Raw genomic sequence first — 15296 nt, 5'->3', positions numbered from 1 at the left:
ATTGGAGGAATTTGAAAATGGCTAAAGTATATTATGGTACAGACGTGAAGGAAAATGTATTAGTAGGGAAAACGATTGCAGTAATTGGTTATGGATCACAAGGTCACGCACATGCTTTAAATTTACATGAAAATGGTCATAAAGTAGTTGTTGGTTGTCGTCCTGGTAAATCATGGGACGCTGCAGCAAATGATGGACTACATGTAACTACGGTTGCAGAGGCTTCAAAGGCAGCAGATGTAGTAATGATTCTTTTACCGGATGAGCATCAACCAACTGTTTATAAAAATGAAATTGAACCATATCTTGAAAATGGAAATGCGCTTGCGTTTGCACATGGATTTAATGTTCACTTTGATCAAATTGTTCCTCCTTCTAATGTTGATGTATTTTTAGTAGCTCCAAAAGGTCCAGGACATCTTGTTCGACGTACTTTTGTCGATGGTGCAGCGGTTCCAGCATTATTTGCTGTTTACCAAGATGTAACAGGTGAAGCAAAAAATGTAGCACTTTCTTATGCTGAAGGAATTGGTTCTACTAGAGCAGGAGTTCTTGAAACTACATTTAAAGAGGAAACTGAAACAGATCTATTCGGAGAACAAGCGGTACTATGTGGTGGTGTAACTTCTTTAGTAAAATCGGGATTTGAAACATTAGTAGAAGCAGGTTATCAGCCAGAGGTAGCATACTTTGAGTGTTTACATGAGTTGAAGCTAATCGTTGATTTAATGTACGAAGGCGGTATGAGCTATATGAGATACTCAATCTCTGATACTGCACAGTGGGGTGATTTCGTATCTGGTCCTAGAGTAGTTGCGAATGAGTCAAAATTAGCGATGAAAGATATTTTAGCAGAAATTCAAGATGGTACGTTTGCTAAAGGCTGGATTAACGAAAATAAAAATGGTCGTCCAGTATACAATGAAATTAATGAAAGTGAAAAAACACATCAGCTTGAAGAGGTAGGAGAAAAACTTCGTGCAATGATGCCATTTATCCAAAGAAAAGAAAAGGTCGAGGTGAAATAAAAAATGAGTAAAATTCAGTTTCTTGATACAACATTACGTGATGGCGAACAATCTCCTGGGGTTAATTTAAATCGATTTGAAAAGCTCGAAATTGCAAGACAACTAGAAGCTTTAGGTGTTGATATCATTGAGGCTGGTTTTGCCGCTTCCTCAGAAGGTGACTTTTTAGGTATTCAAGAGATTGCGAGACAGATTCGTTCTGTCTCCGTCTCAAGCCTTTCTCGAGCAAAAGATTCAGATATTAAAACAGCATGGGATGCGTTAAAAAATGCTGCAGAACCGAGACTTCATATATTTCTAGCAACAAGTGATATTCATATGAAATATAAATTAAACATGACGAGATCAGAAGTTTTGGAAACTGCTAAACATTGTGTGCAGCTTGCAAAATCCTTTTTTCCAAAAGTCCAAATTTCAGCTGAAGATGCCTGTCGTACTGATCGAGCATTTCTTGCCGAATTCGCAGAGACTGCCATTAGAGCAGGGGCAGATGTGATTAATATTCCAGATACTGTTGGTTACACAAGTCCTTCAGAATACTACGATCTATTTAAATATTTACAAGAAAATGTATCGTCTTATCATAAAGCAATTTTTTCTTGTCACTGTCATGATGACCTAGGAATGGCAGTAGCGAATTCTCTAGCTGCTATACAGGCTGGAGCGACCCAAGTAGAATGCACCGTAAATGGAATTGGGGAAAGAGCAGGAAATGCAGCACTGGAAGAAATAGCCGTTGCACTACATATTAGAGAAGATGTTTACCGGAAAAATAGTAATTTACGATTACAAGAAATTACGAAGACAAGTGAACTTGTTAGTCGTCTTACAGGTATGGTTGTCCAGAAGAATAAAGCAATTGTTGGTACAAATGCATTTGCTCATGAATCAGGTATTCACCAAGATGGCGTACTAAAAGAGCCAACAACATATGAAATTATACCCCCATCATTAATTGGGCTTTCTACAAATTCATTAGTATTAGGGAAACATTCAGGGCGTCATGCTTTTACTGATCGATTAAAAGAACTTGGATTCAACTTTTCAACAGAAATTATAAACGAAGCGTTTATTCAATTTAAAGCTTTGACTGATTCGAAAAAAGAAATTACAGATGCAGATTTATTAAACATTATTAGTAAATGGAGCAAAAAGGAGGTTCTAAAATGAAATTAAACATCGCATGTCTTCCAGGAGACGGAATCGGACCAGAAATTATGAGTTCAGCAGTAAAGGTTTTAGAACAGATTGCACAATCTTATCAACATGACTTTACTTTTTCCACAAATTTATTCGGCGGTCACGCGATTGATGAAACAGGCACTTCATTACCGAAAGAAACATTAGATAATTGTTTAAATTCGGATGCCGTATTATTAGCAGCAGTAGGTGGACCAAAATGGGATCAAGGTGTTGAACGACCAGAAAGTGGCTTATTAAGGTTAAGAAAATCACTTAATTTATACGCAAACATTCGACCAGTCGATGTTTATGATGAACTTGTCAATCATTCACCTTTAAAATCTGAACAGGTAAGAAATGTAAGCTTTGTCGTCGTTCGAGAATTAACAGGCGGAATTTATTTTTCTGAACCTCGCTTCCATAATGAAAATGAAGCAACAGATACTCTTTCCTATACTAGAGAAGAAATTGAACGAATTGTAAAGTATGGATTTGAGCTAGCAAAAACTAGAAAAGGCAAGCTTACATCAGTTGATAAAGCAAATGTATTAGAATCTAGTAAACTTTGGCGGAAAATTGTAATTGAATTAAGTTCAAACTATCCAGAAGTAGAAGTTGAGCATATTCTTGTTGATGCAGCAGCGATGGAGTTAATTCGAAATCCAAGAAGGTTTGATGTAATCGTTACTGAAAATTTATTTGGGGATATTTTAAGTGATGAAGCTTCCATGATTACTGGTTCATTAGGCATGCTACCTTCAGCAAGTAGATCTGGCAAGGGTCCTTCATTATATGAACCAATTCACGGTTCAGCACCAGATATCGCTGGACAAAATAAGGCTAACCCAATTGCAATATTAAGGTCAGTGGCGATGATGCTTCGCGATTTTAACTTAGTTCATGAAGCTAACTCGATTGAGTCCGCGATTGTTAATTCAATAAATAATGGCTATTTAACTGGTGACCTAGGTGGTAAAAGTTCAACGATTGAATTTACAGAGCAAGTAGTAAAGGAATTACAATTTCAAACAGTTGGAGGAACAATTCGATGAAACAAACATTGTTTGATAAACTTTGGCAAAATCATGTTGTAACTGGTGAAGTAGGTAAACCCCAGCTTTTGTATATCGATTTACACTTAGTCCATGAGGTAACTTCTCCGCAAGCTTTCGAAGGATTGAGATTATCCAATCGAAAAGTAAGAAGACCAGAATTAACATTTGCGACGATGGATCATAATGTACCAACAGAAAATCAATTAGTCATCACTGACTTAATTGCGAAACAACAAATGGATACGTTAAGAAATAATTGTCAGGAGTTTAATATTCCTTTAGCCGATATTACGGATGAGGATCAAGGCATTGTCCACGTAATTGGACCAGAACTTGGGTTAACTCAGCCAGGAAAAACAATTGTCTGTGGAGATAGTCATACATCTACCCACGGTGCTTTTGGCGCTTTAGCTTTTGGGATTGGAACAAGCGAAGTTGAACATGTTTTAGCAACACAAACTTTATGGCAAGTTAAGCCGAAATCGATGGGTGTAAAACTTGAAGGTAAGCTTCCAAAAGGCGTATATGCGAAAGATATCATTCTTCATTTACTAGCAACTTATGGTGTATCAATGGGAACTGGATATGTCATTGAGTTTTATGGTGAAGCAATTGCAAATATGTCAATGGAAGAGCGTATGACTTTATGTAATATGGCGATTGAAGGAGGAGCAAAAGCAGGATTAGTTGCTCCTGATCAAAAAACATTCGATTATTTAAAAGGTCGAAAATATACGGTAAATTCATATGATGAAAAATTAGTAGAGTGGAAGAAATTATATACAGAAGAGGGAGCGACATTTGATAAAACAATCGAAGTGGATGTAGCAACCCTTGCACCTTACGTAACGTGGGGAACAAATCCTGGAATGGGCGTAAGAATTGATGAAGTCCTTCCAAAAGCCAAGGATGAGAACTACGAACGAGCTTATGAATATATGGGATTAAAGCCAGAAATCACACCTAATGAGATTCCGGTACAACATGTATTTATCGGTTCATGTACAAATTCTAGATTGTCAGATTTAGAGGAAGCAGCAAATTATCTAAAAGGAAAGAAAGTAAAATCTGATGTGCGTGCATTAGTTGTTCCAGGATCAAAAAAGGTTCGTAATGCAGCGATGGCAAAAGGACTACATAAAGTCTTTATCGAAGCAGGATTTGAATGGAGGGAAGCTGGTTGTTCAATGTGTCTAGCAATGAATCCAGACCAAGTGCCAGCTGGAGAACATTGTGCATCTACTTCAAACCGAAACTTTGAAGGAAGACAAGGTAAAGGAGCAAGAACACATTTAGTAAGTCCGGTAATGGCAGCGGCTGCTGCAGTACATGGTCATTTTATTGATATTCGAAAGGAGCAAGCAAATGAAACCGTTACGTACGCATAAAGGCACAACTGTATCAATTATGTTAGATAATATCGACACAGACCAAATTATTCCAAAACAATATTTAAAGCGAATAGAACGAACTGGCTTTGGAGAGTTTTTATTTGATGAATGGCGATATCATGATGATCGAACACCTAATCAATCTTTTTCATTAAATAATGAGGATCGAAAAAATGCTTCAATCTTAATAAGTGGAAATAATTTTGGTTGCGGTTCATCTAGAGAACACGCACCTTGGGCGTTAAATGATTATGGATTTACAATTATTATTGCAGGTAGTTTCGCAGATATTTTTTATAATAACTGTATAAAAAATGGCATGCTACCGATTGTCTTAAAAGATGAGATTCGCTCACAATTATCTACATTAAGTGGGAACCAAGAAATTGAAGTGGATTTAGAAAAACAAGTCGTTAAAACAATATTTGGGGACTTTGATTTTGCAATCGATCCTGTTTGGAAAGAAAAGTTACTAAATGGCTTAGATGATATTTCGATTACGATGAAATATGAAAATGACATTGAAAAATATGAAAAATTACACGCATAACTAAAATAGGAAGTGTCTTATAAGCTGTATACTTATAAGACACTTCTTTTTTATCTGGTTTCGTGTGAAAGCAAGGGAATAAATAAGCCTGTTTTTTAAAAAATTTAGTTAAGTAGAATATTAAAGCACTGCATAATTTGACTGTACTTCTAAAAACTCGTTAGTTGCATATAAAATGACAATGCCAATCGGGAAATTCCTGGTTATGTTCAAGAAGGTACTCGATCATAATTTTTGAATCATCTGGTAGTTTTCGCTCTAATTCTGACCAACCAATAAATTGAAGTTTCTTAGGTAACTCAACTTGACATGTAATTATATCCCAAAAGTCATCCCAACCTTCACTATATGTATCTGGAAATGATAGTTTTTCTTTCAATACTTGATGCAATTCGTGACTGTTGTTAATTAACGATACATCAATCGTTATACTTTTTTCTTCTGATCTGCTAAATTCTTTTAGAAAATCAGTATAAAACTTTCTAATGACAAATTGATATCGATAAACTAAATATCCTAACACATTAAATAAAGCAAATAGAAAAATCCATCCAATATTTATGCTTTTATGTTGGTATGTATTTTTCGTTGTCCATATAGTGAATAAGGTTAAATAGATTGATAAGCCTACTATTAAAACTGATCTTGCAAATGTACTAAAAGTCCTATTTTTCATTTCGATATACCATTCACTATCTCTATTTCCGCTAGAGAAAAAGTCAGGAACTAACCATTTAGGGGACCATACAATTCTTTTATAATGAAATTCTGGCTCCATGTTTTCAGCATTATAAGAAGTCAAATTTATTCCTTCATTCCTAATTTTCATCGAACTGATTATGCTAATTTCAGAAATATGATCGGTACTTTCTATTAAACTTTCTATATTTTTGATCAATTCTGGAGTAATTAATTCCTTGTTTTTTAATTCATCAGCTATTTGCGTAGAAATAATTGATTGTTCTTGTGTATTTTGTTCTTCGTTTATCCAAACGAAAGTAAAAATTGATAAAGATAATATAAGCACTGTAAACGCAATGTAAAGAATCCCTTTTGCACATATTTTTTGATGATTAAACAATTGGTTACTGATCAAGCGCATTTCCTTTTCTGAGCCATAAAGCTCGAAATCAAGCTTAATCGGTATTTTCTCTGATTTTCCTTCTGCATTTAATTCCACTAGAAACCTCCGAAAATTCCATATAATTCCATTTTACCATAAAATTAAAAGCGAAATAATTCATAATTTTAGAAATGCTAATCAATTTTACTAATTATTTTATTGGAATTCGCTTTTTATTCATAGAAATTCAGACATTCTTATTCAATTAAACTACCATGTTGTAGAACAAGAAAATTTTTAATGTACTTTTCGTAAAATTAATTTTATTTTTGTCGATAAAATTAACTTAAATGAAAAATAGTTGTTTGAATATTTGGATTATTGTTTAATAAGATTAAATGCATTATTAACTAGAGAGAGGTGATTAAATTGAACCTAAAAATTATTGTTGATAGCTCTTCTGATCTTCCTACTGATCTATTGAAGAAATACGATATTTCAGTTATTCCATTAAGAGTTTATGACCAATTAGAAAAAGAGTATCTTGATGGAGTAAATTTACAATCACATGAGTTAATGCAAAGAATGAAAAATGGAGAGAACTTTACTTCGTCCTTACCTTCTTACGATGCAATTTATCAAACTTTAGTCTCGTGTAGTACAGATCAAAATTGTGTCTATCTTACTTGTTCTGGTGACTTATCAGGTACGTACAATTTTGCACAATTAGTAAAACTAGATATTTTAGAAAACAATCCAAATGCCTCTATTCATATTATCGATACTAGATCAGTTTCACTAGGAATTTGCGTATTAGTACTGGAGTTAATAGAAGGCTTAAATAAAAATGAATCATTTGAGAATCTAATGAAACAATTAAATCACAATATAAATAAGATCCAACATATTTTTACGATAGAAGATCTCCAATATTTAATACGTGGCGGTCGTGTTGGTAAGTTTGCCGGATTTTTAGGTGGCATGCTAAATATAAATCCGATTATGGAAGTAAGCGAAGGAAAATTTAAACCACTTGAAAAGGTACGAGGTCGAAAAAAAGCATTAAATCGCATGCTAGAATTAATGAAGATCCGAAAAGATGAACTTAGTAAAAATATTGGTGTTGTATATGGGGTAAAAGATAATTCCACCGAACAATTTATTAAACAATTAAAAGAACTAATAGGTAGTGATCAGATAATAGAAAACGCAGTTGGTTCAGCAGTCGGCGTACACACTGGTCCTAGTGCAATAGGAATCTTTTTTCTAGCTAATTAAGAAAATTCATTTCGACTCTCTAAGTGGTGAGAGTTTTTTTTGTTTAGTAAAACTTTCAAATTAAAAAATATATGGATATAATAAAAAGTAGTTTAAAAGGAAATAAGAACATATTTCTGTTACTTATAAAGAGACATGTTTATTGATGATAAAACAACTTTTGACAAAGTGAAGTGTAAAAATATCAGAAAATTTGTAATTATTAAACAGAAAAACACTTCTATTTTGAATACAGTAGATTATTCCTGTGGAAATTAATTTTAGTAGGATAGAAGTTTAAGTTACCACTATTTCAATAGGAAAGAACGTTCGAAAAAATAGGGTGATAATATTGTGTAATTAAGGACTATTGGTGGATTGGTTTTTGACATAATCAGGCAAGAAGTCTTCTTCCTCAAGCGTGTGAAGAACTTTAGTCCAACGGTAGGGGGGAGATGAATTGCCTTTTTTCGATCGAAAAACATATGGTTATATCCTATGATATTCTTATGAATTGTTCTTTGATAAGTAGTTATATAAGGTTCAGTGGACAAATAAGACATAGTGCGAAAACCAAGCCCGTCACCCTTCCACTGGTAAAATAACTAAGGTAAAGAAAGAACCTCCATTCGTTGGACATCTACCGCAGGAACTGTGGGAAGTAACGCTCGTGGAGATGAAAGGTTGCTTTCGTCACGGAATCGAGAAGCCCCCACTTCAAGCATTAGCTAAGTGGTGGGAGTGGTTCACCAACTGCAAATAAAAACGTCAAAAGTGCAAACAAAACTACCTAAACTGCAAAGAAAATTGTTAAAACTGCAAACAAAAGATGCGCCAATCTATATGCATCGTTCAAAAAAAGCTTAAAATCTATAGAATCTTTTATAAAATGATTTCAATTAGAACCAAAATAGGAGTATTTTTGCAAATAATGTCCAGTTTTTTATGAATATCGATCCATTTTGTTTACAGATTCTAACCACGACATTAAGTAGGAATTTCACGTACCGCATTTATATAAATAATAAAACACATAACTAATCGATAAAGTAAAACAACATCCTATTAAAATCTATAATCCTTGCTAAAACTCATAAACTATAATAAATAAACCCCAGAATCCACCTCCTATTTTCCCCCACAATCTTTCCTACCTAATCATTTTACTAAACCGTATTTAACTTTTTTGGTAAAATAGAATTGAGTAAGATTTAATAATCGTCTTTTTACATATTTAAATTCTTTCATGAATAGGAGTGATGTAATTGAAAGCTTATATTTTAAGAGACACTAAAGGGCCAGAGTCACTAAAATTGGAAAATGTTGAGATTGGTACTGTTCATCCGAATGAAGTAGTCATTAAGTTAAAGGCAGCATCATTAAATAGACGTGACTTTTTTATAACTCACGGTATGTATCCAGGGATGAAATTAGATGGAATTTTAGGATCTGACGGTGCCGGAGTTATTGAAGCTATTGGAGAAGAAGTAACGGGGTTTACTGTAGGTGATGAAGTTATCATGAACCCGAGTTTAAACTGGGGAGCTCGTGACGATATCAATTCCGATGAATTCACTGTACTTGGAATGCCCTCAAATGGTACATTTGCTGAATTTATTAAACTACCAGTTGAAAATGTTTATAAAAAACCTGCGTACTTGTCATGGGAAGAAGCTGCAGCAATTCCATTAGCTGCCCTTACTGCATATAGAGCATTAATGACACGTGGTCAATTACAAAAGAATGATACGGTATTGATTCCAGGTATTGGTAGTGGTGTAGCATTATATGCATTACAAATTGCTGTTGCATTCGGGTCAAAAGTACTAGTAACATCTAGTAGCAATGAAAAAATTGAAAAGGCAATTGAGATGGGTGCGACTGCTGGTTTTAATTATCGAGAAAATGATTGGTATAAAAAACTACGTAAAGAATTTGGATTTGTAAATCTTACAATCGATGGAGTTGGTGGAGAATCATTTAATCGATTAATTGATTTGACTGCTCAAGGTGGAAGAATCGTATCATTCGGTGCGACAAATGGACCAGTTCCTCAAACAGTATTACCAAAAGTATTCTTTAAAAATATGGACATTAGAGGGACAACGATGGGAAGTCCAAGAGAGTTTGAACAAATGTTAGCATTTTTTGAAGAACATAAAATTAAACCAATTATAGATCAATCATTTGAATTTACGGATGTCATTAGTGCATTACAACGAATGGGTGAAGGAAATAATTTTGGTAAGATTACAGTGAAAATTGGTTAATTTGTATTATTTTTACATGCATGTCTTCATTCAAAAGAACTGAACTATTCAGTTCTTTTTTTTTTGCTCCTTGATAAATTACAATTAACATCATATGATTATTACAAATGTAATATTTAAAAAATTTAGTATTTTGAGTATTGTAAGCGTTTTAACAAAGTGATTAAATATTTTGGGGGGCTTATTATGAAACATTCTTACTTAACTAGAGAACATGAAATCTTCCGCACGGCTCTTAGAAAGTTCTTACAAAAAGAAGCTGTACCATTCTATGAAGAGTGGGAACAAAACAAAATGATTCCTAGAGAATTCTGGTATAAATTAGGAAATGAAGGATTTTTGTGTCCATATGTTGACGAAAAATATGGTGGTTTAGGTGTAGACTTTGGCTATTCAGTCATTATTATAGAGGAACTTGAGAAAGTTGGTTCAAGTTTAGTTGGTGTAGCATTACACAATGATATTGTTGTACCTTATTTGACTGCTTATGCAAATGAAGAGCAAAAAATGGAATGGTTGCCTAAATGTATCTCAGGTGAATATATTAGTGCAGTTGCCATGACTGAACCAGGTGCTGGATCAGATTTAGCAAATATTAAAACAACTGCGGTAAAAGAAGGGGAATACTATATCGTTAACGGTGAGAAAACGTTTATTACGAATGGTATTCATTCAGACCTTATTATTATTGCAGTTAAAACTGATACAACAATTCGACCTGCTCATAAAGGAATAAGCTTGCTAGTTGTCGAAAAAGATACAGTTGGGTTTTCTAGAGGGAAGAAATTGAATAAAGTAGGACTTCATAGCCAAGATACGGCTGAATTAATTTTCCAAGATGCTAAAGTACCTGTAAAGAATTTATTAGGAGAAGAAGGAAAAGGCTTCTATTACTTAATGGAAAAATTACAGCAAGAAAGATTAGTAGTTGCTTTAGAAGCATTAGTATCAGCTGAAGAAATGCTAAAAGTGACAACTGAGTATGTGAAAAGTAGAAAAGCATTTGGAAAATCAATTGCTGGGTTCCAAAATACTCAATTTAAACTTGTAGAATTGGCTACTGAAATTGAAATTGGTCGTACGTTCATTGAGGACTTAATTTATAAGCATATGGAAGGCGTAAATGTTGTTAAACAAGTATCAATGGCAAAATGGTGGATTACAGATTTAGGTAAAAAAGTAGCTTCAGAGTGTCTTCAATTACATGGTGGATATGGATATATGGAAGAATACGAGATTGCTAGACGTTTCAGAGATATTCAGATCATGTCAATTTACGCAGGGACAAATGAAATTATGAAGACTATTATCGCAAAACAAATGGGATTAAATTAATCTAGACTTAAAATTGGAGGATTAAATTTATGAGAGACGTAGTTATTGTTGATGCTTTAAGAACACCTATTGGTAAAAGAGGCGGCAGCTTTAGCGAAACAAGACCTGATGACTTAGCTGCAATTGTACTAAAGGAATTAGTAAGTCGAAATGAATTTGATCCAAAAGAAATAGATGATGTGATTATGGGCTGCGTTACTCAAATTGGTGAACAGGCTGGTGATATTGGTAGAGTTGCTGCTTTATTAGCAGGTCTACCAATTGAAGTGCCTGGAGTTACAATTGACCGACAATGCGGATCAAGTCAACAATCTGTCCATTTTGCATCACAAGCCATTTTAAGTGGAGATATGGACATTGTCATTGCAGCTGGTGTAGAAAGTATGACACGTGTACCAATGTTTTCAAATTTAAAAGGTTCAAAATGGAATGAAAAACTAACGAATAAATTTGGTGACTTTAACCAAGGAATCTCAGCAGAACGCATAAATGAAAAGTGGAATATCAGTCGAAGTGAACAAGATGAATTTGCGTATAATAGCCATCAAAAAGCATTAAAAGCAATGAAACAAGGCTATTTTGAAGACGAAATTGTTGCAGTTTCTGTTACGAATCAAGAAGGTGAGCTTGTTAAAGTTACGAAAGATGAAGGACCGAGAGAAAACTCTTCTATTGAGAAATTATCTACTTTAAGACCAGCATTTACTGAAAATGGTTCGGTTACTGCTGGAAATGCAAGTCAAATTAGTGATGGAGCGGCAGGATTACTTTTAATGAGTAAAGAAAGAGCTCATCAATTAGGATTTAAGCCAAAGTTTCGAATTATTGGGAGAACGGTTGTAGGATCAGACCCCCAATTAATGTTAACAGGGCCAATTCAAGCAACTCAAAAAGTTCTACATAAATGTGGTTTAACTATCGATCAAATCGATTTGTTTGAAATAAATGAAGCATTTGCCGCAGTTCCTTTAGCCTGGCAAAAAGAATTAAATGTACCATTTGAAAAATTAAATATATTCGGTGGAGCGATCGCGTTAGGTCACCCACTTGGTGCAAGTGGTGCAAGGGTTATGGTTACTTTGTGTAATGCTTTAGAGAAAACAGGCGGACGCTATGGATTACAAGCGATCTGTGAAGGCCATGGTATGGCAAATGCAACGATTATTGAGAGATTAAATTAATAACCAACAACAAACTGGGGGATTAAAAAAATGAATATTCGTGATAGTATAGCAATCGTTACAGGTGGAGCATCAGGTCTAGGTGCAGGTACAGTTAAAATGATCGTAGAAAATGGTGGGAAGGCTGCTATTTTCGATTTAAATGAAGAAAGAGCTGCTAGCTTAATTTCTGAATTGGGTGAAGACAATGTTTGTTTTGAAAAAACAGATGTATCTTCAGAGGAAAGCGTAAAAAATTCTATTGCAAATGTTTTAACTAAATATGGTTCAATCAATACAGTAGTAAACTGCGCAGGTATTGTTTTAGCTGAAAAAGTAATTAAAAGAGACGGAATTCATTCATTAGAATCTTTCCAAAAAATCATAAATGTAAACTTAGTTGGTACATTTAACGTTATTCGTTTAGCAGCTGAACAAATGATTAACAATGAACCAAATGAATTTGGTGAAAGAGGTGTTATTATTAACACCGCTTCAGTAGCAGCATTTGATGGCCAAATGGGGCAAGCAGCTTACGGTGCATCAAAAAGTGCAGTAGCTGGAATGACATTACCAATTGCTAGGGATTTATCAAGATACGGCATCAGAGTGATGAGTATTGCTCCTGGAATATTTGAAACACCAATGTTTGATGTATTACCAGAAAAAGCTAGAGAATCATTAGGAAATATGGTTCCATTCCCATCCCGTCTAGGTAAGCCATCAGAATACGCACACTTAGCAAAAAGCATTGTTGAAAATCCAATGTTAAATGGTGAAGTTATCCGTTTAGACGGTGCAATTCGTATGCAGCCAAAATAAGAATGACATCAGAGGCAGGAAGAGCAGGGAATAAACTTGTTCTCCTGCTTTTTTTGTTTTCAAAGGCAATTGAGTGAAAGAAGCAATGTTATAATTTGGAATAAAATTTGTATGGGAAGGTATGAAATCTATGTGGAAAGACTTAATAAAAAATATTTCTGAAGAAGCTGAATTTAATGAGTCAGCAACTCAAAAACAGATAGAAGAAATTCAAATTAAATTTAATCTTGAACTACCGAACGAACTAGTCAACTTTCTAAAAGAAACTAATGGGATTGATGTTGAAGGTGTTAGAATTTGGTCGACAAATAATAGAAGAAAATGTTGATCGAAGAACTGACGAAGTCTTTAAGGATACGTACATGCCTTTCGACTGTTTATTATTTTTTGGTGATGCAGGTAATGGTGACTTATTCGGTTTCTCTATTGTAAATGGAGACATTCAAAGTAATAATATATTTGTTTGGAATCATGAAGATGATAGTCGTACATGGATTGCTCCTTATTTGGAGGAATTCTTAATATGGTGGAGTGAGGGGACAATAAGCATTTAATTGATCTAACGCATGTGAAGTTCATAAACTGCTAATCTTGGTTTTTTTGTTTTAAGTCAATGGCAGAATAGTACCAATGGGAGTTGCTGTTTTTCATGAGTCTTTTGATTGATTACCATTTTTTTACTTTATGATAAAATAAAATTCAAATTACATATACATTTAGGAGAAGTAAAGATGAAAAATCCAGTCAGTGCAATGTACATAATATTTGGTCTATTAATTGTAACGCTAACTTATTTTACTAATTTTGTTGGACCTATTATACTGAGAGGCTTTGGTTGGATCTTATTCGTTGTAGGGATTCTTAATATGTTTTCAACATATTTCAATTCAATCCAAAATCCTTTATCTGATTTATTTAATACTGATGAAAATGAAAAAAATTGAATGAAATTAATATTAAGCTTTATTAAAATCTAAATTCTTTTTCAACTAGTGAAGTGCATTAGTTGAACAACCTAAAGCTGCTTCGGTAGCTTTTTTTTATTCTAGTAAATGACTGTTCAGTTGTAAAAGGAAGGTTTAATAAATGATAAATTGTTAGTTAATAGGAGATTATAAATTAATTTCTATTTCATTGGTAGGTATTTATTTATTGTTTAATGCCCTATTCGCATTAAGATTCAAAATTGATTCATATAATCCCGATGAATCAAAAATACAGTACTTTACTATAAGTAAACAGCGAATAATAAAATTTGAGGTGTTGAGAAAATGTCTTTATTAAAGAAGTATGGAAATTGGATTTCTAAAAAAATCCTAGACGATATGATCTAGCTGAATTACTGGTAGGGATAATTTTTGTACCAGTGATTATTGCTGGTATTGAATTGATTTATCACAGGTATTCTTCTTTTTTGATTTTATTATTCTGTTTTTTGATTATAAATTTGTTTTCAAAATGGATGCATCCTGTTATTCCATGGCTTTTGGTGTGCATTTATTTTGTTTTCAATGGTTTTTAATTCTAGAATCTAATCAATTTTTACTAGAATAACTGAGTTTACTATGCTTTTATTGTTCATGTTAGGGGGGGGAGTGAGGATGGAAAATAAATGGAAATACCCCTTTCCAGATCTTATTGCAAAATTAGTAGGATCACCATAAAGGTACTCTGCTTAAATGCATTAGAAACAGGAAAACAAGTTGTTGCAGTAGGAGATTAATTAAAAGTCCTTGTTCACCTATTGAATAGCTGATAAAGATCAATTATTAAAAGGACAGTGCAGTTCCTTTCCTTTTATGTTTATTTTGAAAAAACGACTCATAAGAGTCGTTTTTAAAATTCCTTCTTATTATAAAAAAGGTCTGGTTTTCCACAATTTGGGCACTCATATAAATAATGTTCTTGAATTTCGTCACTAATATTTGAATTTTCTTCTTTAATGGAAACGTTTGAATTACAGTTTGGACAATTAATGCTTGTTTTAGGGGAGTTTTTTTCTAAATTCTCCATCTTCATCCATCCTTTCTTTGCATTTCTCTGATAAACTCTTTATATTTTACCCATTAAATTATATATTTTATTAAAAAAATTAAACCTGTTTTGGTAGTCTAAAAACATTGATAGAAAAGAAAAAAATGAATAGATAGAATGATTTATTGAAAACGTATACAATATAGTTA

Annotated in this window: 12 protein-coding genes and 2 pseudogenes; 12 read left to right on the top strand and 2 right to left on the bottom strand. The window is 33.5% G+C overall.

Annotated elements, in window-relative coordinates; translation table 11 throughout:
- Positions 1 to 17: 17 nt before the first annotated feature.
- The 5 genes and pseudogenes from ilvC to leuD all read left to right on the top strand — a co-directional run bounded on the left by ilvC (position 18) and on the right by leuD (position 5206).
- Positions 18 to 1028 carry a ketol-acid reductoisomerase gene (gene ilvC, locus COI44_RS19790; RefSeq protein ID WP_098429474.1) on the top strand — a complete coding sequence of 337 codons (1011 nt, stop codon included), beginning with the start codon at positions 18 to 20 and terminating at the stop codon, positions 1026 to 1028.
- Positions 1029 to 1031: 3 nt separating this feature from the next.
- A pseudogene (locus COI44_RS19785) lies at positions 1032 to 2153 on the top strand (2-isopropylmalate synthase); the annotation flags it as partial.
- A gap of 41 nt (positions 2154 to 2194) precedes the next feature.
- On the top strand, positions 2195 to 3262 hold the full coding sequence (gene leuB / locus COI44_RS19780) for a 3-isopropylmalate dehydrogenase (protein ID WP_098429472.1): 1068 nt from the start codon (positions 2195 to 2197) through the stop codon (positions 3260 to 3262).
- Positions 3259 to 4653: a 3-isopropylmalate dehydratase large subunit gene (leuC, locus tag COI44_RS19775; RefSeq protein ID WP_098429471.1), complete on the top strand. Its 1395-nt coding sequence runs from the start codon at positions 3259 to 3261 to the stop codon at positions 4651 to 4653. Before leuB ends, leuC begins: the two co-directional genes overlap by 4 nt.
- Positions 4631 to 5206, top strand: a complete 576-nt coding sequence (gene leuD, locus COI44_RS19770) for a 3-isopropylmalate dehydratase small subunit (RefSeq protein WP_098429470.1) — start codon at positions 4631 to 4633, stop codon at positions 5204 to 5206. The genes leuC and leuD overlap by 23 nt, the downstream gene beginning before the upstream one ends.
- Positions 5207 to 5366: 160 nt before the next feature.
- On the opposite strand, the gene COI44_RS24735 is transcribed toward leuD, so the two are convergent.
- On the bottom strand, positions 5367 to 6386 hold the full coding sequence (locus COI44_RS24735; RefSeq protein WP_286164005.1) for a barstar family protein: 1020 nt from the start codon (positions 6384 to 6386) through the stop codon (positions 5367 to 5369).
- Between the two features lie 312 nt (positions 6387 to 6698).
- Between COI44_RS24735 and COI44_RS19760 the strand changes: the two genes are divergently transcribed.
- The 7 genes and pseudogenes from COI44_RS19760 (at position 6699) to COI44_RS19730 (ending at position 14057) form a co-directional block, all read left to right on the top strand.
- Entirely contained in the window at positions 6699 to 7547 is an 849-nt protein-coding gene (locus COI44_RS19760) for a DegV family protein (RefSeq protein WP_179887197.1), read from the top strand.
- Positions 7548 to 8791: 1244 nt separating this feature from the next.
- A complete protein-coding gene (locus COI44_RS19755) occupies positions 8792 to 9796 on the top strand; it encodes a zinc-dependent alcohol dehydrogenase family protein (RefSeq protein WP_098429468.1) in 1005 nt (334 codons plus the stop codon).
- Positions 9797 to 9982: 186 nt separating this feature from the next.
- A complete protein-coding gene (locus COI44_RS19750) occupies positions 9983 to 11131 on the top strand; it encodes an acyl-CoA dehydrogenase family protein (protein ID WP_098429467.1) in 1149 nt (382 codons plus the stop codon).
- Positions 11132 to 11160: 29 nt separating this feature from the next.
- Positions 11161 to 12312, top strand: a complete 1152-nt coding sequence (locus tag COI44_RS19745; protein WP_098429466.1) for a thiolase family protein — start codon at positions 11161 to 11163, stop codon at positions 12310 to 12312.
- Positions 12313 to 12342: 30 nt separating this feature from the next.
- Positions 12343 to 13113, top strand: coding sequence for a 3-hydroxyacyl-CoA dehydrogenase (locus COI44_RS19740; RefSeq protein ID WP_098429465.1), 771 nt, complete (start codon positions 12343 to 12345; stop codon positions 13111 to 13113).
- A 130-nt stretch (positions 13114 to 13243) separates the two neighbouring features.
- A pseudogene (locus COI44_RS19735) lies at positions 13244 to 13667 on the top strand (SMI1/KNR4 family protein).
- Between the two features lie 177 nt (positions 13668 to 13844).
- Positions 13845 to 14057 (top strand): hypothetical protein, encoded by a 213-nt coding sequence (locus tag COI44_RS19730; RefSeq protein WP_098429464.1) that lies wholly within the window; start codon positions 13845 to 13847, stop codon positions 14055 to 14057.
- 892 nt (positions 14058 to 14949) lie between these two features.
- Here the strand turns inward: COI44_RS19730 and COI44_RS24305 are convergent.
- The gene (locus COI44_RS24305) at positions 14950 to 15126 is read right to left on the bottom strand and encodes a hypothetical protein (RefSeq protein ID WP_179887196.1); all 177 of its coding nucleotides are present in this window, start codon (positions 15124 to 15126) and stop codon (positions 14950 to 14952) included.
- Positions 15127 to 15296 lie beyond the last annotated feature (170 nt).

Origin of the sequence: Bacillus sp. AFS088145 (assembly GCF_002564465.1) — a bacterium.
Classification (GTDB): Bacteria; Bacillota; Bacilli; order Bacillales; family Bacillaceae_G; genus Gottfriedia.
This window is presented reverse-complemented; position numbering and strand designations above follow the sequence as displayed.